This is a genomic window from Myxococcales bacterium, assembly GCA_016716835.1.
In the GTDB taxonomy this organism is placed as follows: Bacteria; Myxococcota_A; Polyangia; order Haliangiales; family Haliangiaceae; genus JADJUW01.
The window spans coordinates 1,515,276-1,540,362 of record JADJUW010000001.1 but is presented as its reverse complement, the minus strand read 5'-3'; the positions used below and the strand labels follow the sequence as shown (position 1 = coordinate 1,540,362).

Below are 25,087 nucleotides of genomic sequence, written 5' to 3'. Positions count from 1 at the left end.
CGCGCCCATGGCTGCCGCGACACCTTCTACCCCTGCCTCTAATACCGCCGCCGGCACGCCCCAACGCGTCTATTTCATCTCGCTTGGTTGCCCGAAAAACCAGGTCGACAGCGAGGTCATGCTCGGCGAGGTGTCGCAGCACGGCCATACCATCGCCGACACCGCGGAAGACGCCGACGTCATCGTCGTCAACACCTGCGCCTTCATCGACGCCGCCAAAGAAGAGAGCATCGACACCATCCTCGAGATGGCCGAACACAAAAAGCACGGCGGCCAAAAACTCGTCGTCACCGGCTGCCTGGCACAGCGCTACGCCGCCGACATCGCCAAGGACATTCCCGAAATCGATCACATCTTAGGCTCGGCGGATTTTTCGGCCATCGCCTCCATCATTGGCCCGGGCGCGCCAACGCCGGCCACCGCCAAACCCGCCGCCAAGGGCAAAGGCCGCCGCCAGCTGCCGGTCATCAAGGTCTCGGAGACGCCCGCGTATATCTACGACGCCACCACGCCGCGCGTGCGCATCGGCAAGGGGCACACCGCCTACGTCAAAATCGCCGAGGGCTGCGACCGCCCGTGTTCGTTCTGTATTATTCCAAAACTGCGCGGCCCACAGCGCAGCCGCAGCATCGAAGATATCGCGCGCGAAGTAACGCAGCTCGCGGGGCAGGGCGTTAAAGAAATCAACCTCATCGCGCAAGACCTCACGCGCTACGGCTGGGATCTCGAGGGCCGGCCAACGCTGGCGCAGCTGCTCGCCGCCATCGCGCACACGGACGGCATTGAGTGGATTCGTCTGCACTACACGTTTCCCAGCGCGTTTAGCGACGAACTCATCGACATCATCGCCAAAGAGCCCAAGATCGCCAAATACATCGATGTGCCGCTGCAGCACATCAGCGACGACATGCTCAAGATCATGCGCCGCGGCCACTCCAGCCGCGTCACGCGCGCCCTGGTGCAAACCCTGCGCGAGCGCATTCCGGGCGTCGTCATCCGCACCACGTTTATTGTCGGCCATCCCGGCGAAACCGACGCCTCGTTCGAAGAGCTCTACAACTTCGTCAAAGAGGCCGAGTTCGACCACATGGGCGCGTTTACCTACTCGGTCGAGCCTGGCACCCATGCCGCCGAGTTGCCGGACCAGGTCGCGCCAAAGATCATGCTAGCGCGTCAAGAACGCCTCATGGAGCTGCAGCGGCAAATCAGCCTGCGCAAAAACGAGGCGCGCGTCGGTCAAGAAATGGACATCCTCATCGAGGGCGTCTCGGACGAGTCCGAGTACTTGCTGCAAGGCCGCTGGTACGGCCAGGCGCCCGGCATCGACGGCACGGTCTACGTCGCCGACGGCACCGCCAACCCAGGCGACCTCGTGCGCGCCCGCGTCACGCAAGGCAGCGACTACGATCTGGCCGTTACCATGGAATTGTGACGATTGCGTAGCTGCGCAGGATGGTGAGTAGAGACGGCAACGACGGACGCGGGCTTCTGGCAATTCAGGTGGCCGTTCTGTTCGCGGGTGAGATCGCGTCGCTGCTGTGGCAAAAATCATAGCCAATGCTGCCGCCAACTTCGTACGTTGCTCATATGCAATCACAACTTTGGCGCGCGATGTCTTTCGTAGTTGGACTCATAGCGACCACCGCGGGTACTCACACCGGGTACGCTACGCCGCGAGCGAGACCAGCGCTAGCACCACCGTCAGCCACCGCGCCGTCTCCGGCCGCAGCTCCTGTCCCCTCTCGCACTCGATCAAGGCTGTCGTTCGCGATGACGTTTCCCGAGATCGCCATGTTGCGGCGCGGCAACGGCGAGCGCACCGACCAGGCGTTGATGTTTGACTTTGCGGCCGGAGCCTCGCTGCGAGTCGCCGAGCGCTGGCATCTCAGCTCGCAACTCGGCCTAAATCTTTTCGGCGCGCATGTCATCGCCCGGGCCTCGGTCGCGCCGTCATTTGGCCTGCGCCCGTTCATCGGCGTGCGCTACATGGTGCTCCCCGATCAGCGTTTGCGTCGATGATTCGGCCGAATGTCCGCTTGAGGCGGCCTCCGATTCGGCGGTGTCCGGTGGCGCTGGATTTGGGCCCGCTGCCGAAGTCGGAATTAGCTTCGCCATCCGGGGGCGAAAAAAAGGAACCTTGTTGCTATCTGCGTCGTATATGGCAGCTCACCTAACTGGTCGCACGGAGGAAAACACCGAGGTGCCCTTTAGCGGTCTCTACGATGGCCTCGTTTTTTCGCTCGGAATGATTAACGGTCAGTAGCCGCCAGCGTTATTCAAGCTTCTGACTGCGCCGAACGATAAAGTACCAAAACACCACGAGCATGATGGCACCCACGACGAGGCTGGTTGGCAACGAGGTCGAGATCGGTACGATGCTGTCCTCGTGCACGCCCATCACCGTGCGCGCTTGAAACTGCAGCGATAGATAGCGGATGCTCGTCGGGATGCCGCCGATCACATTGTCGACAAACAACAAGTAAAACAAGCTAAACCCCGTGGCGTGCTTAGGTGTAATCGTCGCCACAAGCGCACAGGCGACGGACAGCATGAACGCCGCCACAGCACCGCCTGCCACCAACGGGGCAAGTTCCGTGGCGCCGCCGCCGCGCGAGGCCGCCATGCTGGTGCTCGCTAGCACGCTGAGGAAAAACACCAGAAACAAAAACGGCGCATAGGCCAGCAGCTTGCCTAGAATAAAGGAGGTTCGCGGAATGGGGCGCGACCACAGATAGGCATACGTCTTTTTTTCGACCTCTTCGCCGACCGAGCCCGCCACGAGCAGCGGCGTAAAGATACTCAGCAGCGTGATCGCGGAGGCCACCGCGGTTTCGGCGGCATGACGCGATTCAGAGATGCGTGCCAGCAGCACCGGCAGGGCGCCGCACGCCGCGAGGATCCACCACAGATTGCCGCGAAACAGCAACTTGAGGTTTAGCTTGGCCAGCAGCCACGTCGCGCCTGGCAGCGACAGCGTCGACGTCGAGTTTTGGGCGATAGGCGAGGCAGGGGCGGTCATATCGGTCATGGTTAATTCTCCGCGCTGCTGGTGCGCCCAGCGGTTAGGTATTCAAAAACGGCTGCGAGGTTGTTGTCGAGCGATGTCAGCGACGATACGTCGAGGCCGTGCTCGGCAATTGCCTGGCCAAAGAGGTCATAGCAGGCGTTGGGATCGCGGGTCTCGACTAACACCGCGCCAGCCTCGAATTGCAGGCGCACCACGTGCGGCGCGCTTGCGAACAGCGCCGCCACGGTGCGCGGCTCGCGGCATTCAAGGCGAATGCGATGCGGCCGCTTGTCGATGAGTTGGCGGATCGCGCCAATATCCCCCTCGGCGAGCACCTGGCCCTGATAGAGCACCAAGATGCGGTTGGTAAGCGCCTCGATTTCAGTTAGCACGTGCGTCGACACCACCACCGTTGCGCCCGCCGCGGCCAACGCGCGCACCTGATTCAAGATATCAATGCGCGCCATCGGGTCGACGCCGGTCAGCGGCTCGTCGAGCAATAAAAATTTCGGCGCATGCACCATCGCGCCGGCCAACTTAGTCCGCTGCTTCATGCCTTTCGAAAAGCCCTTGACCTGGCGATTCATTGCGGCCTCAAGCCCTGTGGCCACCAGCGCCTCGCGCGCCGCAGCCCCTGCGCGATGCGAGGCAATCCCCGCGAGCTGGCCGAGCACGGTAACCAGCTCAAGCGCGGTTAACTGGTCAAAGGTGTTTTCGTGCTCGGGTGCATAGCCAATTTGCCGTCGCACCTCGGCGCTGTGAAAGGGCGAGCCGCCGCAAACCTCCAGCGTGCCGCGCGACGGCGCAATCAGGCCCGCCAGCATTTTCATAAATGTCGACTTGCCCGCGCCGTTGGGCCCCAAAAGCCCGATAATGCCCCCCTCGCATTTCCAATCGATATTGGAGCAGCCCAGGACCTGGCCGTACCATTTTGAGAGCTGCTTGGCCTCAGCGATAATCGTCATGGTTACGCGCCTCCAATGCCGTGCGCGTTGGCCTGCTTGACGCGCCAATAGGCAAGCCCCAGAAATAGCGCGGCCTGGCCTATCAGCGAAGCAATCGCCGCGACGACCAACGTAGGCGAGCTCTTGACCATTTCGCCGCCGGGTAGGGCGATGAGGCGAAACCACGCATCCGCCAAGATCTTGATGCTCGACACCGGATGCAGTGGACGCAGATCTAATTCCATGCCGGCGCCAATCGCAATGATGATCGGCAGCGCCACGAGGTAGTACACGGCCCACAAAATCATCGCGGTGCGGCGTTTGCCTGCGATGGCCGAAATACCGAGTGGCATCGCGGCAAAGGCCACGGTGACCATGAGGCCAATTGCCATCGCCTTGGGCAGCATGTCCCAATTGGCACGGATTGCCGCTAAATCGGCCAGAAAACCTAGGCGCATGATTGACAGCAAGGTGACGCTGGCCAGATACAGCGCCGCCTGCAGCAGCCAGACGCCCATGAACTTGCCGAAGACATAGTCAAACGGCCGCACCGGCCGCGCGAAATAAAAAGGTAAACGCGCCGCTTTCGCGATCAGCGGCGATCGCCGGCGCCGCAATCGTGATGCCGGCAATGACGCAAATTTGCGCCAGCCACACAAAGCTCCACGACAGCATCACGTCCATCGACATGCTCGACATCTCGCCGGCCGGCACCTGCTGCGCGATATACATCGCGATGCCAAAGCCAACGGTCATGCAAATCGCCATGCCGAGCACCGGCTTGTACCGCTTCCAACCCTTCCACGCGTCGCGGATCTGCTGCGCCGCGATCACTTGCCAGCGCTTGCCCTGCGCTTGACGCACGCCAACGTAACGCTGGTAACCGAGATCGAAAATCGAGCCGGTCGCGGGCGCATCCGCCACTTTGCCGCCGCTCGTCACATCGGATTGTACGCTCATGCTCCCGCTCCCTGCCGCGCGTCTTGCTCGCTCGCGGCGCCAATGACCCGCAAAAACGCTTGCTCCATCGATTCGCGCTCAAGCTCAACGCTGCGCACTTGCACCCGCGCCGCGCCCGCAATCGCAAACAAATCGCGCACCGCCAACTTGCTGCCCAAGATCGTGACCAGGGCCGTCGCCGAGACGCCGGTGGCCTGAGCGCCCGCCGCGTTTAGTGCGTCCACCAACGCCGGCGCCGTATCGCGCACCGTTACCTGGTACGCAGAACCCGCGCTGCGCGACTGCTTAAGCTCGGCAATCGTCCCCGTATAGCGAATCGCGCCCTGGTGCATAATCACTACGCGATCGCACACGCGCTCAATGTCGCTCAAGATATGCGTCGACAGCACCACCGTGCAGCCGCGCTTCTCAGGCATCTCGGCCACCAAGTCCAGCATCTCCTCGCGCGACCGCGGATCGAGCCCGTTAGTGGGCTCATCCAAAATCAAAAGCTCAGGGTCATGCACCAACGCCTGCGCCAGCTTCACACGCTGCTTCATGCCCGTCGAGTAATCCTCCAGCGGCGCATAGCGCTTCTCGCCCAGCCCCGCGTAATAGAGCGCCGCATGCGATCGCTGCAGCGCCTCAGTGCTTGGCAGGCCCGATAGCTCCGCCGCATAGCGGCACAACTCCACCGCCGACAGCCCGGTCAAAAACGACTCGTGCTCCGGCATATAGCCCACGCGGTCGCGAATCGCCGCGCCGTCCGTCTTGGGCGACAAACCAAACACCGTTGCTTCGCCGTCAAACTCGAGCAGCCCGAGCAACGCCTTAATCAGCGTCGACTTACCCGCGCCGTTGGGCCCGAGCAGCCCCACCACGCGCCCGCCAATCTCGCCGGTCACGCCGCGCAGCGCCTGCACCTTGCCAAATGTCTTGCGCACGTCGCGCAGCGCAATCGGCGCGCCCGCAACCCCACTATCATGTCCAGTCATCGCGCAAACCTAGCGCGGTGCAGCCACAACTTCGAGCGTCACCGTGGCAATTCCCTGGGCGATCATCCCCAGCGCGTCGGCGGCAGCTTGCGATAGATCGATAATCCGGCTGCCATTGCCAAACGGCCCACGGTCGTTAATCCGCACCACTACCGACCGGCCATTGCCGACATGGGTCACCCGCACGCGGGTGCCAAATCGCAGCGTGCGGTGCGCCGCCGTCATCGCATGCATGTCAAAGCGTTCACCCGAGGCCGTCTTGCGCCCATGAAACCGCTTGCCGTAGTAGCTCGCCTTGCCGGTCACGGCATCGCCGACTTCAGCGCTGCGTGGAAAATTACCCGGTCGCGCCGTGCGACCAGCCGCACAACCGCCGACGATTAATCCAAGCAACAGCAACAGTGCGAGCAGCTGGGCCCATCGAATCACTTCGGACAACCCTTGCCAATCGCCGCGCCCGCTTTGGCCAAACCCGCCGCACGCAGCTGCCGCCCAGTCGGTCCCTCGCCGAGTGCTTGCCGCGCCGCCGCGCCGTGGCCCTCGCCCAGAATATCGCGCAAATACGCCGAACGCTCAAACGTGTCCGAATGCTCCGGGGTGTGGCATTGCCCGGCGCAAAGGTCTTCGGCCGGCGCTCGCATTGTGGCCTTGCCACCACCCGCCGCGACATGCAGCGAGCCGGGGCCATGACACGTTTCGCATTGCACGTCGCGCAGAACTTCGTTCGCCGCCAGCGTCGAGCCGCCTGGCTGCATCCACCCGGTCACGTGGCACGACACGCAGTCGTATTGAAACTGCTTGCCTACCTTCTCAATCGTCTCCCACGCTTGCGCATGCCGCGTCGTCTTCCAAAATTCCATCGCCGGCTTGTGGCAATTCGCGCAGGCCTCGCTGCCGACAAAGACCGCTTGCCCCTTCGCCACCGGCACCGGCGGCGCCGCCGCGGCCTCGGCGAGGTTGGCCTTGCCTGTCTCTTGATCAAACGCCACCTTCGCCGCAACCATCGCGCCGTCGCACGCCAACGCTTTGCTAATAGGCATCAAGTCAAACGTGAAATAGCTGCCGCTCGCCGGCACCTGCAGCGGGGCCGCTTGCAACGTCGCCCGCTGCGCGCGATGCGCCGCCAACTCGGCTTCCTTGCGCGCGACAAACGCCGCATCCGCGCTCGCATCGGTACGAAACGCCGCAAGCTGGGCCGTAATCGTCGCAATCTCCTTGTCGAGCGCCACCAACGCCACCTCCACCGCGCCCGGCCCAATCGCATCGGCCAGGCCATCGCCTGCGCGCAGCGTGATGTCGAACCTCACCAGGGTTTGCCCCTTGGCCGCCGGAAACACCGTCCACGCGGTGCCAAGCCGCTCCGGGCGTCGGCTGATTTTTTCCGGCTCTGGCGCCGCTTCGCCCAGCCCCACGATCGCAATGTCGACGCGCGTTGCCGCCGTCAGCGCGCGTTGCGCATCTTTCATCGTCGGCGCCTGCAGCAACACCACCACCAACTCCGCACCCGCCGCGCGCGCCGCCTGCGCGTGCTCGCTCATCGCCGCCGCAGGATCGGGCAGGGCAGCGGCGCTGGCCAGCGCGCCTGGATGCACCACGCTCACCACGCCAAGCTTGTGCCCCGCCACCTCGACCAGTTTCCACGGCTTGGTCTCAACCCCCGGCACCGTCGCATTGCTCAGCCGCGGCAGCCGCACGCCGTCCGTGCCGAAAGCCAGGTCCGCCTCGCCGAGCGCCACCGCATCGACACGCAGCGTCTGCTCATATATAGATGCAATCAACTCGGCCTTGAGCTTCGCGCTCGCCTGCAAGTGCGTCGGCACCTCGGCGCCCGCATACAAGGTCGACCCCGCGTCCACCATCATCACCGGCCCCGCTGCGCGCGCGTCGCCGACCACTTTGACCGTGCGAGCCATGTCGCCCCACGGATCGGTGGTGCAGCCGCACGGCTCAATTTCACCGCGCAAATCCGCTAGCGCAAACAACGTAAACGTCGGCCGCGTCCCATCAGCTCCGCCAGCTCCGCCCGTCGTCCTCGTTGACTTAGGTTCACAGCCGCCGCACGCGCCAATTAGCACGCAGATCACTGCGATCGCACCTGCCGCAATCGCACTAACACCCGGGAAACAAAGGGCCTTTACCCCCTCGGCGCGCATTCGCATACCCATCTGTGTAGCACGCTTGACTCCCTGTGTCTCCGCAAGTAGATTGCGCCACCTTTCAAGAGGTTCACCCAGAGGAAGTATGGCAGTTGTCCTTCGATTCGCCCGTGGCGGCAAGAAAAAAGTAGCATTTTACCGCATCGTTGCGACCGAGAAATCGAATCCGCGCGACGGTAAGTTCATTGAACTGCTAGGCACCTACGATCCGCGCAACAAAGCGCTTCGCCTCAACGGCGAACGCTATGAGCGTTGGGTCAGCGTAGGCGCCCAGCCGTCCGGCACGCTTGCAGCGATCGTTCGCCGCGAAAAGCGCACCGCCGCGAAGGCAGCGTAGTAGCTCCATGAGCGAAACCACGCCCGACCTCGCCGAGCTCATTCGCTTCGTCGCGCAAAACCTGGTCGATACACCCGACCAAGTGAGCGTTGCCGTCGTCGACGAGCGCAACGCGAGCGTCTACGAACTCGAAGTCGCCGATGACGACCTCGGCAAGATTATTGGCAAAGGCGGCAAGACCGCACGCGCCATCCGCACCGTCGCGCTCGCCGCGGCACCTGATGCGAAAAAACGCATCATGGTCGAAATCCTCGAGTAGGGAAGGGCCCCATGGGCGCTTCATCTCCGTCCGGCGCTAGCGGTATTGATCACCGCATAGCAATTGGCTACGTCGCCGGCGTGCACGGCGTGCGCGGCGAAATCCTCGCGCGCACCGACGATCCGTCGTCCGACGTGCTTGAGCATCTCGAGACGCTTTTTATCGGCACCCGCAGCTTCACGGTTGCGCAGGCGCGGCCGACTCCCAAGGGCGTGCTTTTGCGCCTCGAAGGCGTGGTCACCCGCAATGAAGCCGAAACCTTGCGCAGCCAACCCATCTCGGCTCACCGAGACGACCTCATCGAAGACGAAGACGACGTGCTGTTGCAAGACATGATCGGCTGCCGCGTCCTCGCCAGCGATGGCGCGGCGTGGGGCGAGGTCGTCGGCATTGAATGGGGCTTGCAAGATCGCCTCATCATCGAGGACGACGAATTTGAGCGCCAAGTGCCCGTCGTCGACGAATTAGTCGTCGACGTCGATCTCGACGCGCGGCAAATAACGGTCGCCTGCGGCGATGACTGGCCCAAGTCCCCGCGGCGGCACGCATGACCGCGGCGGCATCGCCAACCGCCAAGCGCTTTACTGTCGTCACGATTCATCCCGAAATGATCGAGTCGCCGTTTGCGGCCGGCGTGGTCGGGCGCGCCGCGACCGCAGGCCTCATTTCGCTATCAGCCGTCAATCCACGCGATTTTACCGACGATAAGCATCGGCGCGTCGACGACATACCATACGGCGGCGGCCCAGGCATGGTGATGAAATATCAACCGCTCGCGGCGACCATGCGGCACTTGCAAGCCGCCGACGCCGCCTCGTCACCGCCCGCGCGCCGCATCCTGCTCTCGCCAAGCGGCACGCCGTTTTCGCAAGCACGCGCCCGCGCGCTTACGCAGCACGATCATCTCATCTTGGTGTGCGGCCGCTACGAAGGCATCGACCAGCGCTTCATCGACAACTTCATCGACGAAGAACTCAGCCTCGGCGACTACGTGCTCTCTGGTGGCGAACTCGCGGCCATGGTCGTCATCGACGCGGTCGCGCGCCTCCTGCCCGGCGTGCTCGGCGACGACGCCTCTTCCGACGACGAATCGTTTTCCGCCGGCCTGCTCGAATACCCGCAATATACTCGCCCCCCGCTCATCGATGACCTGCCCGTGCCCGAGGTGTTGCAATCGGGCCACCACGGGCAAGTTTCAGCCTGGCGCCATGAGCAGGCCATGCGGCGCACCGCGACCCGTCGCCCCGAGCTGTGGCGGGCATTTCGCGAGCCCGCCGCCGCGGTTAAAAAATGGCCACCCGGCCTGCGCCTGGCCGAGCGCCTCTATCTCTGCGTTGCCACGCCAGCCGACCTCGCGCTTGGCCAAGAAATCGGCGCCTCGTTTGGCCTGCCCGCGTCACATGTCTTGCTCAAGGCTGACCTCGCCGCCGACCTGGCCCGGCTCACCTCGCTACACGGCGACGAACCGGCCGTGCATGAGCTAACCCACCACGATGCCGCCGCCTTGGCCGAGCTAGGGCGCCAGGCCTTCCTGCGCCCCTCCCAGGCAGTGGTCCTCACCTTGCCCGCGGCATCCTTCGCCACGCTCGCCGTGCTCGCCCTGGGTCACCTTCTTGGCCCACCTAACCCATGAAAATATCAGCCAAATTCCTGGCGCGCGGCACCGCGAGAATGCAGCGAATACCGGGCATTGTGCTTGACGCCTGCCCGCTGATTTGGCACAACGCACACCCTTTCAGAGGTCTCCTATGAGCGCGCATTCAATTCTTCAAGCCATCGACAAAGCCAATCGCCGCACCGAAAACCAGCTGCCTGATTTTCGCGCCGGAGACTCGGTGAAAGTTTGGGTCAAGATTCGCGAAGGCGAAAAAACCCGCTCGCAAGCGTTCGAAGGCGTTTGCATTCGCCGCGCGCTGCAAGGCGCGCGTTCCACCTTCACCGTGCGCAAGATTTCGTACGGCGTTGGCGTCGAGCGTATTTTCCCTGACCATTCGCCCAACATCGACAAGGTCGAAGTGATGCAGCGCGGCCAAGTCCGTCGCGCGCGTCTGTTCTACTTGCGCGATCTCAGCGGCAAGGCGGCTCGCATCAAAGAGCGCGAGAACACCCACACCAAAGACAAAAAAGCTGCCGCGGCTGCGCCGGCTGCCGCCGCGGAATAAGCTGCGCGGCCTTCGCGCCGAGCGCTTCGTGATATTCGCGCCAGAATCGGCAGCGGTCACGCGTATGACGCAACATGGTCGCGCGCCCGACGCAAACAACTCATCAAAAAGGGCAGGCCGTCGAAGCCTACGTTGCCAGCTGGCTGGGCTCCCAGGGCTACACCATCGTGCAGCGCAACTTCCGCTGTCGTCTCGGTGAACTCGATATTATCGCGGAGCACGGCGACTACCTAGTCTTCGTTGAGGTGCGCTCCCGCGGCAGCGGTCGCTATGGCGCGGCGGTCCACGCCATCTCGCCCGGCAAGGCGGCGCAGGTGGCCAAGGTGGCGGCCTGCTACCTCGCGTATCATGGCGGACCCTGGGCAAGCCGCCCCAAGCGCTTCGATGTTGTCGCGGTTACGTCCGGCGTGCCGACGCTACTGCAAGACGCGTTTCGCCTCGGCGAGCAGCGCTATCGCTACCAATGACTCGCGGGGCGGGGCGCTAGCAAAGCGGGTAAGCGGCGTTGCCTTCGCGGCCTTCGAGATTGCAACACGCGTTGTCAGCATTGGCGGCGTCGCAGGCGGCGGGGGTAGGAATCGGGCCTTCATCTGGCACCACAATGTAGTCTTTGCAGACGCACAATTTTTCGCAGCAGTACGGCCCTACCGTAACGGCGACCGCGCAGACAAACTCGGAGTTGCATGGGCTTTCTGGGACCTTGGCGCAATCATCGTCCGTGTCGCAAACCGCGCTACACATGCCCTTGGTGCCGGAGCCGCCTGGTTGACCTTCGACGGGAATCTGCAAGCACGTTCGCGTCACGCAATCGAGTGACGGCGACGAGACAACGGCGGCACCCGCGGGTGGGTCTTCGCCGATATCGCAAAGGCGGCCGACCGGCTCGCCTTTGTCGCAACCGCCAGCAGCGAGCAACACGCCGAGCACGAGGCCGGCAAACGAGTACATTGAACGGGGATTGGCGGAAGCAGCGTATCGGCGCATGTAGGTTCTCCTGCGACACGAAGGCCGCTGGGTAAAGAAGGGCATTGTAAAAGGTTGGGTGTGCAAGTCAAGCACAGAGGTCGGCGACCACGATCTCTTGGTTCATTTCATCAGCGAACGCGGCGCCTGACGATCTACGCATTTTGCGTACGCAACGCCGCCGGTAGATCTCACCCAAGGAACTCGTCTCGTACGCATCAAACTCTGGCCGGTCAGCAACCTTTAGGACCTTTGCCTTGACATGAATCACATACTCCAATCATCATTCCGCCACCTTATGAACGTACCTACGCGCTTGGTCACCAAAATGGGACATTTCTGCAAGGCGGCATGCCTTTCGCTCAGCATGCTCGGCATGGCCGGGGTTGCGCAGGCGCAGCCCGAGGTCGAGCTGGAGGCCGTGGATGCCAGCGCTGCGCCGGCGTCAAAAACGCTCGAGCGCGGCCTGAAATTTTTCAAAGATCGCGACTACTACTCGGCATCGATCGAACTCAAAAAAGTTGTCGACGGCAAGTCCGGCGACGACGACTTCGGCAAGCAAAAAGCCGAGTACTACCTGGGCCGCACCATGTACGACCTCAAGTTGTACGCCGGCGCGCTGGCCTACTTCGACCGCATCGTCGAAGCCGGCGACGCCCATGCCTTCCACGGCGCAACGCTGAAGTACCTGGCGCGGCTCGCTAAGGCGCTGCCTGAAACCGCCGGCATCTACACCCGTATCGGCACGTACTCGGAAACCGCCTTCGAGTCGCCGGCGCTCGAAGACGTCCGCGACGAACTCATCTACCTACAAGGCCGCCACTTTTATCGCAAAGGCGACGTCGACAAGGCGCTCGAAATGTTTGGCCGCGTGCGCGAAGACAGCGTGGTTTGGCTGCGTGCGAAGTTCTTCCAAGGCGTAACCCTGGCGGCGCGCAAATTCGACGGCCCCGCGGCCCTCGAAGCCTTTCAAAGCATTCTCGTCGTCGGCGAAGAGCGTGGCGCGTTTATCTCGTCGGTGCGTAAGCGCCTTAAGGGCGCGGATGCCAAGGAATGGTCGGAAGCTGCCATCAACAAGGAAATCACCCAGTTTGTCGAGCTGACCAATCTCCAGCTCGGCCGCGTATTTTACTCGGTGCGGGACTACGACAAGGCGATCAAATACTTCGAGAAAATTCCGCAAATCTCCATCGACTGGCCGCTCGCGCTGTTCGAGGCCTCGTGGGCCTACTTCATGAAAAACATGAACGACAAGGCGCTTGGCAACATCCATTCGCTTGGCGCCCCGTACTTCGAAAATGAGTTCTTCCCCGAAGCAACCATCTTACGCGCCGTCATCTACTATCAATACTGCCTGTATGACCGCGCGCTTGAGGCTGTGGCCGACTACAACGACAAGTACGGCCCGCTCAAGAAAAATCTCATCGAGATCGCTGGCAAGTACGAAGACCAAGCCGACTTCTACGCCTACATCGGCAAGGTGCGCGCCGGCAAAGGTGGCATCGACAAGCCGACCGAGCGCCTCTTGCTTTCGGCCTTGCGCGATCGCACGGTCGCCAAGTCGTTTGAATGGGTCGACGAACTCGACCGCGAACTAAAAGCCATCGACCGCGCCGATAAATCGTGGCAGTCAACCGCAATTGCCACCGAGGTGCAGCAAGAACTCGAAGTGCAGAAGTCGCTTGCGGAGGCCTCGGCCGGCAAGCTATCGCGCACGCGGATCGACAGCCTGATTGCCGAGCTCTCCGAGCTGTCCTTGCAAGGCACGCGGATTCGCATCGAAGTGCTCGGCGCTCAGGCTGGTGCCGTCACCGGCGAAGCCCGCGAAGAGCTCGTCGCCGGCGCTACCCGTAGCCCGAAAATTGAAATCGACGACGAACACTTCGCGTGGAAATTTCGCGGCGAGTATTGGCGCGACGAGCTGGGCTACTACCGCTTTCGCATCGAATCCAAGTGCAAAAAATAGCCTGCACGCGCTGTTTGCCCTCCCATCTAGATCTGCAACGCATCTGAGGATTACATGAAACTCAACCAATTCCGCATCGCCGTTGCCTCTGCTGCCACGTGGGTAACCATGGCCAGCGCGGTCGCGCAGCCGACGACCAAGACTGAACGCACCCAGACCGTCGAGGTAAAGGTCCGCGAGACCAAGAAAGCCAAGCCCGTCGTCAAGCAAGCCGCCGACAAGGCGGCCGGCCCGAGCATCACGGCTGACCAAATTCTTGCTGCGCAAGATAAGGTGGGCACCCTGCGTCGCGACCAGTTGGCCTTGCTCACCGCGCTGATCAAAGACACGCCCGACGGCGACCCTTCCAAGCCCGAATTGATTTTTCAGCTCGGCGAACTCTATTCGAGGTTAGCCACGTTCAACCGCTTGCGTTGGAACGAAATGGAAATCAAGGCCGATGGCGCCAAGGGCAGCGATCAGGCCAAGTTCCGCAAGGAGGCCGCGGCGTTTAAAGAGCAGTACAAAAAGGATCTGACCGACGCGGTGAAGGTCTTCGCCGCGATGATCAAAAACCCCAAGTACAAGAACTTCAAGCAAATGGACCGCGCGCTGTTCTACCTGGCCGACACCCTCAAGGGCGCCGGCAAGATGGATAACGCCCGCGAGATTTTGCAGAAGCTCATCATGGAGTACCCGACCTCACCATTTGTGCCCGAGGCATTCTTGGCCTTTGGCGACTACTACTTTGAGCAAGGCGAAATGGAAAACGCCGGCAAGTTCTACGAGAAGGTCCTCGAGTTTAAGTCGTCCAAGGTCTGGACCTACGCCAAATACAAAACCGGCTGGGTGTTCCTAAACCAAAAAGAAGACCAAAAAGCCGGCGCCGTGTTTCTCGAGGTCGTCGAGAAAACCAACGGCGACAAATCCAAGGCGCTGCTGCACAAGGCCGCCAAAAAAGACTTTGTCGTTGCCTACGCCAAGTTCGGCAAGACCGAACTCGCATTTAAGACCTTTGAGCGCATGGATAAAGCCTACGCCTTTGACGGCCTCAAGCTCCTCGCCGACCTCTACATGGCCGACGGCGCTGGCAAGCGCGCCATCTACACCTTTCGCGAACTCATCGGCATGGCGCCAAAAGACCCGATGGTCTGCGTCTGGCAATACAACATCACCCGCGCCATGCTGACCGAGGGCAATCGCGGCCAACAAGTCGAAGAGCTCGAAAAACTGGTCAAGCTCTACGGCTTTGCCAAGAGCAACAAGCTGCTTCCGGCCACCGAGCAGGAGGAATGCCGCGACAACGCCGCGGTGTTCTCGCTGGAGATGGCGACCGGCTGGCACAACGAATTCACCAAGACGAAAAATCCCGAGTCGCTGCAATACGCCGACAAGACCTACAAGGTTTACCTCGACGTCTTTCCAGATGCCGCCGACTACCCGATGACCCAGTACGACTACGCCAACCTCTTGTGGGATCGAGCGGTGCGGGAGCCAAATGCGCGTCTCAAGGCCGAGCTATGGGGTCGCGCTGGCGAAGCCTTCGGCGCTTCGTTCGCCTCAAGCTGCACCACCGGCAAACCAAAAATCGCCGACGACCAATGCGAAGACGCCGCCTGGGCGCAAATCGAGGGCTATTCCAATTCCAAGACCGCTGATCCTCGCGGCACCACCACCAGGGGCGACTCCGGCTTTAAGATCGGCAAGGTCGAAGCGATTCCGGCCGCCGACCAGAAAATCCTTGACGCGGCCGAGCGCTACACCAAGTTCGTCAAGAAGCCAAAGCCAGGCCAAATGGCCAAGACCCTGTTTCTGCAAGCCGAGACGTATGCCCGCTTTGGTCATTGGGACAAGGCGCTGCCACTATTTAAGAAGATGCTCACCGACCATCGCAGCCCATGAAACAGCTATCTTCGCCGCCAACATTTCGTTGGTCTATTACGAAGACGCGGCAGAATTTGCACAAGGCACGGCGCTATGCGACGAACTCGGCAAGGACAAGGCGTTCCTAGAGCGCGACGAATACGTCAAGCAGCGCTGTGACCGCATGGTCTACGTCGGCCTCAACGACCGCGCAAAAAAATGCGAACTGGCCGCCGACAAGAGCGGCAACTTCGACCAATACGTCGAGTGCGGCAACTTGTTTCGCGACGTCTACGACGCTGACCCAGAAGCCAAAGAAGCCGACAAGCTGCTGTGGAACGCCGGTATTCAGTATGAAAAGGGCAAAGCCATCGGTCTCGCCATCGCCGCGTTTTCGCAGCTGCACAAAGACTTCCTTGGCAAGAAGTCCGAGTGGGCGCAAAAAGCCATTCGCAAGATGGGCGAGAACTACGCCGCCATCGCCTGGTATGACAAGGCCTCGGAGCAGTACGAACTCTATGCGCAGAAGTACGCGGGTGAGGCCGACGCCAAAGCCGCGCTCAACGACGCCGTCTTCTTCCGCAAGGGCATCGGCGACGACAGCAAGGCCATCGAAAATACCAACGACTACGCCAAGCGCTTTGGCGCCAAGAACCCCAAGGAGGCCGCCTCCGCGTTCTTTAGCATCTACTCCATCTACGAAAAACAAGGCAACAAGGACAAGGTCATCTCGCACTTGCGCGAGTACATCGGCAAGTGGGGCAGCAAGGGCACCACGGACCTAACCGTAATCGCCTACGGCAAGATTGGCGACATCTATTGGAACGACTCGTGCTCGGTTCCAACCGTCGACGGCACCTGCGCCAAGGTCCAGCGCTCGCGCGCGCTGGCTTCCGCTAGCAAAAAGAAAAAGAAGAAGAAGGGTGCCTTGCCTCAGCGCTGCACCGAAAGCGGCGGCGCTCAAATTGATATCGTCGCGAGAGACCCACGCAAGTTGAAGGACGCGGTTAGCGCGTATTCGCAGGCGATTGCCGCGTACGACCGCGTCAATGGCAAGACCGGTGGCGACGAGGCCTCGGCGCGTTTTTATTACGCCCGCGCCAAGATCGCGCTGGCCGACATCGACTACGAAAAGTCGCTGGCTATTAAGTTTCCAAACATGGAGTTTAGCGACGCCGCTGGCGAAGCCAAGGCTGTTACGAAACTCAAAGACTGGAAGGCCGCGCGCGAAAAGGCAACGGCTTCGGCGATCGGACTCTACAAGGACGCCGTCCAATCACGCGACCCATTTAATGCGATCGCGGCGGTTGCGCGCATTGCCCAAATTAAGCTCGCACTCTCGGATGCGCTCTTTACCGCACAGATCCCGCCATACTACGCCAAGGGCGGCGAAGACGCGGTCTATGCCTATTGTGACTTCCTCGACAAGATGGCCGCGGACGCCAAATTTGTCGAAGAGGCGACGACGGAACTGGCTAAGTGTCTCGAAACGTCGCGCGAGCTCGGCTTCTTTAACAATTGGTCGGCCATCTGCGAACGCGAGCTCGGCCAGCTCAAGCCTAATGACTACCCAACCGCGTCGGAGATTCGCAGCGAATCCGGCAATGTTGCGCCCGTTGTGGCCGGCGAAGCCGCCGTGCTCAAGCTCTAACCGCGTCACCCCAAGACCAATAGGGATACCGATATGAAACGAATTATTGCACTCTCCATCATTGCGGCGGCCATGACCGCGGCTTGCTCCAAGAAGTCGACAACGTCAGGTCCGGACGGTTCATCGGCCGGAGGAGCGCCGCTTAAGCCAGGCGACGCGCCGCCCGTCGGGCCTGTCATTTCGAAAAACGCCCGCGAAGATTATCTCAAGGCTGCCGAGTACTATGCGGCGCAAGAAAAGCCGGTTGGGGCGATTCGGCGTGTAAATCGGCTGCCGGTAAATTTGAAGACGCCGGCAAGGAACATAAAGACGTCGCGCCAATCGCATTTTACATGCAAGGCCGCAGCTACATGAGCTGCGGCATGCTTGGCGACGCGGAGAAGGCGTTTCGCGCCTCGCTCGGTCGCGATAGCACCTACGTGCACTCGGTCTCGGGCCTCGGCGAAGTTGCCTACGCCAAGGGCAACCTAACCGAGGCGCGGTCGCAGTGGGAAAAGGCGCTGTCGGTCGACGGCCGCCTGCCTGGCGCGCATATTAATATTGCCACGCTCGATCTGGCGCAGCTCAAAAAATTGCAGAGCGGCACCCCGGCGTGGAAAACGCTGGAAAAATCCATTCGCGATCACCTCTCGCTCGCGCTCGCCGTGGATAACGGCAATATCCAAGCCTACACCGTCTATGCCTTGGTCTACATGGAAGGCGTTGAAGGCAACAAGAACCGCCTCGACCTCGCTAAGCTCTTGCTCGACGAGGGCCTCAAGGCTTCGAAAGCCTACGCGCCTTTGCATAACGCGTTCGGCCTCTATTACATGAAGAAGAACCTCATCAGTGGCGCGCTGACGTCGTTTATGGCCGCGGTCGAACTCGACGGCAAGTTCGCTGAGGCGCGCCTCAACGCGGGCCTTATCCAAGTGAGCTCGCGCCGCTATGCCGACGCTAAGACGCAGCTGGGCGAAGTGGTAAAGCTTCAGCCTAAAAACTACGATGCGTGGATTGGCCTTGGCATCGCGCAGCGCGGCCTTAACGAACTCGGTGACGCCGAAAGCAGCTACAAAAAGGCTAAGGAAATTGACGGCTCGCGCGGCGAGGCTGCCTTTAACCTGGGCGTGCTCTACAAAGATTTTTACGGCGCCAAGGAGGCCACCGACCTCAAGAAGGGCAAGGAGTACTTCAGCAAAGCCCGCGAATTTTTTGCGGATGCTCAGTCCAAGCTCAAGGACGCCAAAGACCGCGAAGAGGCCAAGCAAAACGTGACCGACTGCGAAAAACTGGTGGCCAGCTACGAAGAGCAAATCAAGATTCAGGCCGCCGCGCCGGCCGGCAGCTGATTTTTGTTCGCCCGCCGACGTCTGGTGCTACGCTCTAGTCCTTAGGAGAACTCTATGAAGACTCTTTTCACCTTCGCCATTGCGCTTTCGTTTCTCGGCCTCGCCGGCGGCACGGCTTCGGCTCAGCCCAAGCCGGCCAAGCCCGCTAAAGTCAAAGAGTATGACTTTTCCAAAGACACCATCGAAGGCGATATTCTTCGCCCTGACGGCACCGACGTCACCGTGCTTTCGGGCATGAAGCACTCGAGCCTCATCAAGATCCGTCAGCACTTCATCCCCGAAATCCTCAAATCCGCCGAAGACCTATAGCCGTTCGCTGGCTTGGGTGTAATTCGCCGTACATCCTCGCGAGCCTCGTTACAGCCAGACGGCTGCGCCTCGGCATCGCTGCGGGTGTGCGGCGAATTCCCCTCCAAGCCAGCAAACGGCTAGCGACGCGCTGATCGCGCCGTACGTCCTCGGCGCCTTTCGTCATGGACAGACGTCCACTCATCAGGCCGCCTGCGGGCGTGCGACGCGCTGAGCGCAATATCCCTCAAGACCTGGGCGGGTGTGCGACGAATTCCATCCCAACCCAGCAAACAGCTCGCTCCGCGCTGAGCGCAATATTCCTCAAGACCTGGGCGCTCGTGGGACGGTTATTTTTAATGGGCCGCCAGGCCAACGAACGGCTAGCGACTAGCTGAGCGCGGGTAGCCCTCAAGACCAGGGGCGGGCCTCAGCAGGGCGCGACTCGCAAGACCAGCGCGGGCGTGGCGAAAATAAATATAAAAATTTTGGGAACCGGGGGCGAAGGCGGGTGTCCTACCCCGTGGAATGCTCAAGTCTAAGGCTCATGCGTGGCGATTTGCTACACCGGTTTGTCCGGTTGTGGCGATTGGATACGAAGCGCCTTCGTCGATGCAGGCCAAGTCCGTGCGTTTATTGGACATTCGTGGCGGATCGGCAGCGCGCCACGTTTTAATTCGCAGTAGAGTTGCCGCAACACGAGGATTGCCATGTCAGGTGTAAATTTTACGTTTCGTTTATTCCAAGGAACCGAGCTGCTCCGCGAGGAAAAGCTGGCGCTGCCGGTGATCAAGATCGGCAAGCTGTCTTCGTCGCATCTGCGCCTCGATGACGACAATGTTAGCCGCATGCACGCCGTCATCGAGGTCACCGGCCCCGACGACGTCAGCATCATCGACCTTGGGTCGGCCACGGGCACCTTTGTCAATGGCGAAAAGGTCAACAAGGCCAAGATCAAGTCGGGCGATCAACTCACCATCGGCGGCACGCGCATCGAAGTGGCCTTTGCGGTAGGCGAGGTGGCCCGGTCCCATACCTCGTCGATTCCCGTGCCTTCGGCGCCGGCTCCTTTTGCTCAGCAAGCTGCACCTGCGCCGTTTGCGGCCCCCAGCATGCCGGCCCCTGGGCGACCAGCCGCCGCGCCATATGCGGCCGCACCCATTGGCGGTCCAGCGGCTTACGCCGGCGATATCGATGAACCCGGTGCCTCGGCTGTCGAAGTCGCGGCCATGCTCGATCAGTCAGTCGTTTCGGTGAAGCACCTCATGGAGCCCAAAGGCGGCCATGTCACCTCGGCGACCAAGGGGTTCTTTGCCCTCGGCGCGCTGCTCCTGCTCGCGTCGACGGTGTCGTTTGTCATCGCCGTCCGCAACGCCTCGTACAACGCGGCCAAGCACGACGAATGGGTTAACGTGCTCAAGCGACCCGAGTTCGCGTTTCGCCCAAAAATGGTGAGCCGCGCCTACGATGCCGTGGCGCTTTCGGGCCTCATCGGTGGCCTGTCGCTTTGCATCATCGCGCTGGCGCGAATTCGCCGCGAGCGTCGCACGCCGTTTTTTCGCATCGGCAGCGCGCCTGGCGTGGAATTCTCCACCACGCATGCGCCAGGAAACGAGTTTTTACTCGTGGGCCCAAGCGGCAACGATTTTGTCTTTAACTATGCGCAAGGCATGGATGGCGAGTTGGTCGTTAACGGCCAAAGCACGCCACTCGCCGAAGCCGCAGGGCGGGGTAGGCCGTCGAGCAGCCAGCCGGGGGCGACGGAAATGGCGATTCCCGACAAGGGCCGCATTCGCGCCAAGCTTGGCAACATCACGTACATCGTCACCGCCGTTGGTAAGCCAAAAGAGTATCCGGTGCCGTTTTGGGCCTCGCTCGATGGGTCGTTTCTCACCTATGCGGGCGTGACGTTTCTCGCCTTCTTTGGCTTCATCGGCATCTTGTATCAGGTGGCTCCTCCAGGCGAAGGCATCGACGCCGACATGGGGCTCGACGATAGCGGCCTGGCCTCGGCGCGCAACAACGCCAAGGACGACCCTATGCAAGAAGAGCCGCCACCGGAAGAAAATGCCGATGACGAAGAAGCCGGCGGCACGGGCACGCGCATGGCGCTCGATGAAGGCAAAATGGGCAAGAAGGACTCTTCGCGCGCTGAAGGCCAATTTAAGATGGCCAAGAACAGCGATGAGGAAGTCATCGCGCGTCAGGCGTCAGAGTCTGCCGCCTCCGGTGGCGCCATCGGCGCGGCCTTCGCGTCTACCGGCGGTTCGGTATTCGCTTCTTTAACTGGTACCGGCGATATCACCTCGGGTCTCGACGACGTCGATATCCAAGGTGGCCTGCTCGGCGACGCGCCTGGCGAAATGGCTGGTGGCTTTGGCTTTGGCCAATCGGGCTTTGGCCCGGGCGGCGGCGGCACGGGCTGGGGCACGGTGGGTCTTGGCAACCAAGGCCGCATTGGCCACGGCTCGGGCACAGGTAGCGGATACGGCACCGGTAGCGGTCGCGGCGGTGGCCGGGCGCGCTCCTCGGTGGTGCCAGAGCCGCGCCTCGGCACGCCGGACGTCGGCGGCGACCTCGACCCAGCGACGATTCGTCGCTACATCCGCCGCAACATAGAAAAAATTCGCTCCTGCTACGAGCGCCAATTGCTCGCCAAGCCGACCCTGCAGGGCACGGTGATCGCGCAGTTCTTTATTAGCCCGACTGGCACCGTGACCACCTCAACCGCGAGCGGCCTCGACGGCGCCGTGGCGAGTTGCGTCGCTGGCGTGATCAAGAACATCGAGTTTCCAAAGCCAAAAGGCGGCGGGGGTGTGCAGGTCAAATCGTATCCCTTTGAATTCCGCCCTTCAGGCGGCTGATCGCGCAGCGGGTCTTTTGCGCCCATTTCGGCGTGCTTCCTCGCGAGCTTCGTTGCGTACCTAAAGTACGCGCCTCAGCATCGCTGCGGGAGCGCGCCAAACTGGACGCAAAATCCCTCGCTGCTGGGAGCGCGACCAAGGCGTGCGCCGAACTATCCACTAAACGAACTAACACCCTTTGGGGGCGGGCGGAGGGTCAAATTTGAAGTTGGTAAGTAACGCGCCGAGGGCTTGAGCGGGCGGGGCACTTGTCGTAGCGTTGGCGCGATGAAATCTTCACGATTAGCTACCTATGCGCTTTTGGGCGCATTTGCTGTTTTGGGCGCTTGTAGCAGCCCAGGCACCAAGCAGTCCATTGAGCACCAAAATCGCGGCGCCAAGGCGTTTAAGGCCGCCAATTTTGACAATGCAGCGCAAGAATACAAAGAGGCCGCGCGCCTTGACCCGGCAAACCACCTGGCGTGGTTTGGGCTTGGTCTCTCCTACCTAAAGCGAGACAGCTTTAAAGAGTCGGCGGATGCCTTGGCGCAGGCTACCAAGTTGCTCGGGAACAACGCCGTGTATGCCGAGAAATACGGCATCGCGCTATATCGAGCCGCCGAGGCGGGGGCGCGCGAGTCACAGGCCCGTGCCGCTGCCAAACAGCCAAACGAAATCGAACTCGACTATAGCAAGGTCGATTTTGGCAAGGCCACGGATCAGTTGGCGGCCGCGATTAAGCTAGAGCCAAAGCTTGTCGACGCGACGTATTTTTTAAGTCGAGCCTATTTGTATCAGGGCAAGGAAAAGGAGGCCGCCGAGCTGGCAACCACGGCCATTACGCTGGATCCATCGGATTACGCGCCCTACGTCACCCTCGCGAATTTGTACCTTAAATGGGACTACGTCGACGAGGCGATCGCGGTCGCCGAGGCGGGGGCCAAGGCTGTCGACGACGCGCTGGACCGCAGCGAAGTAAGTTTCCTGCTCGGCCTCGGAAAACAGCGCAAGGGCGATGTCGAGGGCGCCATTGCGGCCTACACGGCCGCGATTGAAGACCGTAAAGACAACAATCGAGCCCGCTTTCAGCGCGGGCAGCTCCTGTTTCAAAAAGCCGACTACAAAAAAGCCAAGGAAGACCTCGAAGTCTACGCGAAGGCTGCGGGCAAATCGGCCATGTACGAGAAGTCCGTGGCGCAACGCCTTATCGGCGAGATCATGAGCAAGGGCATTCAATAGCCCCCATAATCGCTTCGATAGGCCGTTACATAGAACCTGTCTCACCTGTGACTACATAGCGCGGAAAACTCGGCTCTCCGGGCGATCTGCGGGCCCGCAAATGCGGGTGGCTGCGATTGGCATGTTATAAATATTATTGCCTAATCGGAACATCCGCCCTGTGCCTTGCCTGATGGCCACACCCACCACCGCCGACCAAATCCAGCGTCGCAACCGCCTTGGATTAATGGGCAGCTTTCGGCTCGGCATCGACCGCGTTGTTAACCACGAGGATACGCCATGGACATCCGTATGACCTTCCGCGACCAGCTTCGCTCTTCTCAAGACTGGAATGAGGCGCTTGATCAAATCGAGCGAGACCTCGACGCGCTTGACGACAAGGCCAAGCAGTCGGACTCGCTGTTTGAGCTCGCGCAGCTAGCCGAGGCCGTGTGCGCCGAGCGCGAGCGACCGTTGGCGCTATATCAAAAGGCGTGGAAGCAACACCCCGAGAATCGCAAGGCGCTGCGGCGCGCGCGCGAGCTGTATGCCGAACTCGGGCGCCTCGACATGGTCGCCAAGGTCGGCGAGCTCGAATTAAAACAAAGCCCCGATGATCTCGAGCTAGCAGGATTTGTCGGCGAGGCCATGCTCGATGCGGGCGCGGTTGATAAGGCACGGGTGCAACTTGAGCGCGCGGCCGCGGCATCAGGGGTGGCGCGGCGCGTCGCCGATGCGTGGGCTGCGCTTAGCGTTGACGCCGCGCAGGCGCCGCAAGAAATCGAGCGTTTGGTAAGAGAGGCTTCGGCCAGCGAGGCTGACACCGCCGCCGGTTCGCTGCTGCGCGCGGTGCGCATCGTGCGGCTGCAAGACGCAGACGACGACCGCATCATGCCCCTGCTCGACCAAGTCTTGGCGCTTGCGCCCAACGAGCCCTCGGCCAATTTTCTGCAAGAAACCATCTTGACCGGTCGCGAAGACTGGCAGGCGCTCGAGGCGCTGCATCACAAGCGCCTGGCCGCCACGGGCGAGCATGACCGCGCCGTCCTCGCGCAACGCCTCGCGCTGCAATGGCTGCAACGCTACAAGCAACGCGACATCAGCGCGCGCTTTTTTGCGCTCGCGCTGCGCCTGGCCGGTGCCAATGGCACCAACCCGCTTGGCACCGCCGTCGGTGGTCTGGCGTTTCTCCGACAGCTCGCCGACGAATCTGGTGATTATGTCGACTTTCTTGAGTTGACGGATTTGCTGTTGCCAAAGCTAGGCACCGACGCCCAACTTTTAATTGCCGAGCAAGCCGGGGTCGTGGCGTGGCGCCGCGCAAATCGGCCTGCCGATGCCGAGCGGTATTTTCAGCGCGTCGTTGCGATCGATCCAGCCTCGGCGCTCGCCAAGGCCTTTGCCGACGACCCAGCGCGCGCTGCGGTTGCGCCGGCGGCCGCCGCAAGCGTTGAAACGCACGCCACTGGCACGACGCCTCCGGCCGTCGCGAGCGGTTCGGTGACAAATCTTCCCGCCTCCGACGCCGGCGATGCGTTTGACGTGCCTGCGGATGCCAAGCCGCTGGTTGATAAGGCCGTGGCTGCGACGGGCGCGCCCGACAAAGGCGTGTCGGCGTGGAAAGATGCGATTTCAAAGTTTCCAGGCGCGGTGGCGATTCGCCGCCAGTACGCCGCGCATTTAACCGCGAATGCCATGTGGCCGCAGCTCGTCGACGCGCTCAAGGACGAAGAAGCCAAGGCCGCGCCGGGCGCCAGCGAGAAGGCCCGCGTGTGGCGAGAACTCGCCGAGGCCTATACCAAGCTTGGCAACGAGACCCAGGCGATGATGGCGATGGCGACGTCGCTGAGCCACGATCCGCTGCAGATGGCGCTGTACGACCAGTTAGCTGCGATCTACGAAAATAAGAAGCGGTGGCAAGATCTGGTCAAGTTGCTCGGCGAGCGCGCGGAGCGTGCCCCCTCGGATGGGGAAAAGGTCGAGCTCTACAGCAAGATTGCCACGTTGTGGCTGGAGCGGTTTTCCAATCAAGCCGAGGCCATTCGCGCGCTCGAGAAAGTGCTTGAACTTGAGCCCGCCAACGCCAGCGCCATCGAGCAGCTACTTGGCATCTACGAGAAGCGCCGCGAGTGGGAAAAGCTGATCAAGCTTAAAGAAAACGAAATCATGAACGCGCCGTTTGCGAGCCG

General features: G+C 61.5%; 24 protein-coding genes. 16 read left to right on the top strand and 8 right to left on the bottom strand.

All coding sequences use genetic code 11. From position 1 onward, the window contains the following. The first annotated feature begins 7 nt into the window (after positions 1-7). Entirely contained in the window at positions 8-1,432 is a 1,425-nt protein-coding gene (gene rimO / locus IPL79_06780) for a 30S ribosomal protein S12 methylthiotransferase RimO (GenBank protein MBK9070690.1), read from the top strand. Positions 1,433-1,770: 338 nt separating this feature from the next. Then, positions 1,771-2,019, top strand: a complete 249-nt coding sequence (locus IPL79_06775; protein ID MBK9070689.1) for a hypothetical protein — start codon at positions 1,771-1,773, stop codon at positions 2,017-2,019. A 253-nt stretch (positions 2,020-2,272) separates the two neighbouring features. Here IPL79_06775 and IPL79_06770 read toward each other — a convergent pair whose 3' ends face one another. Genes IPL79_06770 through IPL79_06740 form a run of 7 tightly spaced genes read right to left on the bottom strand, consistent with a single transcriptional unit; the run spans position 2,273 to position 7,960 of the window. Further along, complete coding sequence (locus tag IPL79_06770) at positions 2,273-3,028, bottom strand: ABC transporter permease (GenBank protein ID MBK9070688.1); 756 nt, start codon at positions 3,026-3,028, stop codon at positions 2,273-2,275. A 2-nt stretch (positions 3,029-3,030) separates the two neighbouring features. Then, positions 3,031-3,972 (bottom strand): ABC transporter ATP-binding protein, encoded by a 942-nt coding sequence (locus tag IPL79_06765; protein ID MBK9070687.1) that lies wholly within the window; start codon positions 3,970-3,972, stop codon positions 3,031-3,033. 2 nt (positions 3,973-3,974) lie between these two features. Next, complete coding sequence (locus tag IPL79_06760; protein MBK9070686.1) at positions 3,975-4,502, bottom strand: ABC transporter permease subunit; 528 nt, start codon at positions 4,500-4,502, stop codon at positions 3,975-3,977. Next, on the bottom strand, positions 4,489-4,911 hold the full coding sequence (locus tag IPL79_06755) for a hypothetical protein (GenBank protein MBK9070685.1): 423 nt from the start codon (positions 4,909-4,911) through the stop codon (positions 4,489-4,491). The genes IPL79_06760 and IPL79_06755 overlap by 14 nt, the downstream gene beginning before the upstream one ends. Continuing rightward, positions 4,908-5,885 carry an ABC transporter ATP-binding protein gene (locus IPL79_06750; GenBank protein ID MBK9070684.1) on the bottom strand — a complete coding sequence of 326 codons (978 nt, stop codon included), beginning with the start codon at positions 5,883-5,885 and terminating at the stop codon, positions 4,908-4,910. The genes IPL79_06755 and IPL79_06750 overlap by 4 nt, the downstream gene beginning before the upstream one ends. A 9-nt stretch (positions 5,886-5,894) precedes the next feature. Beyond that, positions 5,895-6,296 carry a septal ring lytic transglycosylase RlpA family protein gene (locus tag IPL79_06745; GenBank protein MBK9070683.1) on the bottom strand — a complete coding sequence of 134 codons (402 nt, stop codon included), beginning with the start codon at positions 6,294-6,296 and terminating at the stop codon, positions 5,895-5,897. Between the two features lie 14 nt (positions 6,297-6,310). After that, positions 6,311-7,960, bottom strand: coding sequence for a hypothetical protein (locus IPL79_06740; protein MBK9070682.1), 1,650 nt, complete (start codon positions 7,958-7,960; stop codon positions 6,311-6,313). A gap of 166 nt (positions 7,961-8,126) precedes the next feature. Here IPL79_06740 and rpsP point away from each other — a divergent pair, with 166 nt between their 5' ends. From rpsP to IPL79_06710, 6 genes are all read left to right on the top strand, one after another. Next, entirely contained in the window at positions 8,127-8,378 is a 252-nt protein-coding gene (rpsP, locus tag IPL79_06735; GenBank protein ID MBK9070681.1) for a 30S ribosomal protein S16, read from the top strand. Between the two features lie 7 nt (positions 8,379-8,385). Further along, positions 8,386-8,637, top strand: coding sequence for a KH domain-containing protein (locus IPL79_06730; GenBank protein ID MBK9070680.1), 252 nt, complete (start codon positions 8,386-8,388; stop codon positions 8,635-8,637). A gap of 11 nt (positions 8,638-8,648) precedes the next feature. Continuing rightward, on the top strand, positions 8,649-9,188 hold the full coding sequence (rimM, locus tag IPL79_06725; GenBank protein MBK9070679.1) for a 16S rRNA processing protein RimM: 540 nt from the start codon (positions 8,649-8,651) through the stop codon (positions 9,186-9,188). Next, positions 9,185-10,270, top strand: a complete 1,086-nt coding sequence (trmD, locus tag IPL79_06720) for a tRNA (guanosine(37)-N1)-methyltransferase TrmD (protein MBK9070678.1) — start codon at positions 9,185-9,187, stop codon at positions 10,268-10,270. Before rimM ends, trmD begins: the two co-directional genes overlap by 4 nt. 115 nt (positions 10,271-10,385) lie before the next feature. Beyond that, positions 10,386-10,799 carry a 50S ribosomal protein L19 gene (rplS, locus tag IPL79_06715; protein MBK9070677.1) on the top strand — a complete coding sequence of 138 codons (414 nt, stop codon included), beginning with the start codon at positions 10,386-10,388 and terminating at the stop codon, positions 10,797-10,799. Between the two features lie 74 nt (positions 10,800-10,873). Next, positions 10,874-11,266 (top strand): YraN family protein, encoded by a 393-nt coding sequence (locus IPL79_06710; protein MBK9070676.1) that lies wholly within the window; start codon positions 10,874-10,876, stop codon positions 11,264-11,266. A gap of 16 nt (positions 11,267-11,282) precedes the next feature. Here IPL79_06710 and IPL79_06705 read toward each other — a convergent pair whose 3' ends face one another. After that, a complete protein-coding gene (locus IPL79_06705) occupies positions 11,283-11,747 on the bottom strand; it encodes a hypothetical protein (protein MBK9070675.1) in 465 nt (154 codons plus the stop codon). A gap of 313 nt (positions 11,748-12,060) precedes the next feature. On the opposite strand from IPL79_06705, the gene IPL79_06700 reads away from it, so the two are divergent. The 8 genes from IPL79_06700 to IPL79_06665 all read left to right on the top strand — a co-directional run bounded on the left by IPL79_06700 (position 12,061) and on the right by IPL79_06665 (position 22,919). Then, on the top strand, positions 12,061-13,728 hold the full coding sequence (locus IPL79_06700; GenBank protein MBK9070674.1) for a hypothetical protein: 1,668 nt from the start codon (positions 12,061-12,063) through the stop codon (positions 13,726-13,728). A gap of 54 nt (positions 13,729-13,782) precedes the next feature. Further along, complete coding sequence (locus IPL79_06695; GenBank protein ID MBK9070673.1) at positions 13,783-15,609, top strand: tetratricopeptide repeat protein; 1,827 nt, start codon at positions 13,783-13,785, stop codon at positions 15,607-15,609. Beyond that, a complete protein-coding gene (locus tag IPL79_06690) occupies positions 15,536-17,221 on the top strand; it encodes a hypothetical protein (protein ID MBK9070672.1) in 1,686 nt (561 codons plus the stop codon). The genes IPL79_06695 and IPL79_06690 overlap by 74 nt, the downstream gene beginning before the upstream one ends. 33 nt (positions 17,222-17,254) lie before the next feature. Beyond that, positions 17,255-17,575: a hypothetical protein gene (locus IPL79_06685; protein ID MBK9070671.1), complete on the top strand. Its 321-nt coding sequence runs from the start codon at positions 17,255-17,257 to the stop codon at positions 17,573-17,575. Next, positions 17,554-18,549, top strand: a complete 996-nt coding sequence (locus IPL79_06680) for a tetratricopeptide repeat protein (GenBank protein ID MBK9070670.1) — start codon at positions 17,554-17,556, stop codon at positions 18,547-18,549. Before IPL79_06685 ends, IPL79_06680 begins: the two co-directional genes overlap by 22 nt. 54 nt (positions 18,550-18,603) lie before the next feature. Beyond that, positions 18,604-18,858: a hypothetical protein gene (locus IPL79_06675; GenBank protein ID MBK9070669.1), complete on the top strand. Its 255-nt coding sequence runs from the start codon at positions 18,604-18,606 to the stop codon at positions 18,856-18,858. Positions 18,859-19,547: 689 nt separating this feature from the next. Continuing rightward, positions 19,548-21,701, top strand: coding sequence for an AgmX/PglI C-terminal domain-containing protein (locus IPL79_06670; protein MBK9070668.1), 2,154 nt, complete (start codon positions 19,548-19,550; stop codon positions 21,699-21,701). A gap of 267 nt (positions 21,702-21,968) precedes the next feature. After that, positions 21,969-22,919, top strand: a complete 951-nt coding sequence (locus IPL79_06665; protein ID MBK9070667.1) for a tetratricopeptide repeat protein — start codon at positions 21,969-21,971, stop codon at positions 22,917-22,919. Positions 22,920-25,087 lie beyond the last annotated feature (2,168 nt).

Bases quoted from the DNA above. Each gene is read 5' to 3' on its own strand.
- IPL79_06685 (MBK9070671.1), top strand. From the start codon at position 17,255: ATGAAACGAATTATTGCACTCTCCATCATTGCGGCGGCCATGACCGCG.
- IPL79_06675 (MBK9070669.1), top strand. From the start codon at position 18,604: ATGAAGACTCTTTTCACCTTCGCCATTGCGCTTTCGTTTCTCGGCCTC.
- IPL79_06705 (MBK9070675.1), bottom strand. From the start codon at position 11,747: ATGTACTCGTTTGCCGGCCTCGTGCTCGGCGTGTTGCTCGCTGCTGGC.
- IPL79_06755 (MBK9070685.1), bottom strand. From the start codon at position 4,911: ATGAGCGTACAATCCGATGTGACGAGCGGCGGCAAAGTGGCGGATGCG.
- rplS (MBK9070677.1), top strand. From the start codon at position 10,386: ATGAGCGCGCATTCAATTCTTCAAGCCATCGACAAAGCCAATCGCCGC.
- IPL79_06770 (MBK9070688.1), bottom strand. From the start codon at position 3,028: ATGACCGATATGACCGCCCCTGCCTCGCCTATCGCCCAAAACTCGACG.
- IPL79_06710 (MBK9070676.1), top strand. From the start codon at position 10,874: ATGGTCGCGCGCCCGACGCAAACAACTCATCAAAAAGGGCAGGCCGTC.
- IPL79_06750 (MBK9070684.1), bottom strand. From the start codon at position 5,885: ATGACTGGACATGATAGTGGGGTTGCGGGCGCGCCGATTGCGCTGCGC.
- IPL79_06670 (MBK9070668.1), top strand. From the start codon at position 19,548: ATGTCAGGTGTAAATTTTACGTTTCGTTTATTCCAAGGAACCGAGCTG.
- IPL79_06680 (MBK9070670.1), top strand. From the start codon at position 17,554: ATGCAAGGCCGCAGCTACATGAGCTGCGGCATGCTTGGCGACGCGGAG.
- IPL79_06690 (MBK9070672.1), top strand. From the start codon at position 15,536: ATGCCCGCTTTGGTCATTGGGACAAGGCGCTGCCACTATTTAAGAAGA.
- trmD (MBK9070678.1), top strand. From the start codon at position 9,185: ATGACCGCGGCGGCATCGCCAACCGCCAAGCGCTTTACTGTCGTCACG.
- IPL79_06695 (MBK9070673.1), top strand. From the start codon at position 13,783: ATGAAACTCAACCAATTCCGCATCGCCGTTGCCTCTGCTGCCACGTGG.
- rimM (MBK9070679.1), top strand. From the start codon at position 8,649: ATGGGCGCTTCATCTCCGTCCGGCGCTAGCGGTATTGATCACCGCATA.
- IPL79_06730 (MBK9070680.1), top strand. From the start codon at position 8,386: ATGAGCGAAACCACGCCCGACCTCGCCGAGCTCATTCGCTTCGTCGCG.
- rimO (MBK9070690.1), top strand. From the start codon at position 8: ATGGCTGCCGCGACACCTTCTACCCCTGCCTCTAATACCGCCGCCGGC.
- IPL79_06775 (MBK9070689.1), top strand. From the start codon at position 1,771: ATGACGTTTCCCGAGATCGCCATGTTGCGGCGCGGCAACGGCGAGCGC.
- rpsP (MBK9070681.1), top strand. From the start codon at position 8,127: ATGGCAGTTGTCCTTCGATTCGCCCGTGGCGGCAAGAAAAAAGTAGCA.
- IPL79_06665 (MBK9070667.1), top strand. From the start codon at position 21,969: ATGAAATCTTCACGATTAGCTACCTATGCGCTTTTGGGCGCATTTGCT.
- IPL79_06700 (MBK9070674.1), top strand. From the start codon at position 12,061: ATGAACGTACCTACGCGCTTGGTCACCAAAATGGGACATTTCTGCAAG.
- IPL79_06765 (MBK9070687.1), bottom strand. From the start codon at position 3,972: ATGACGATTATCGCTGAGGCCAAGCAGCTCTCAAAATGGTACGGCCAG.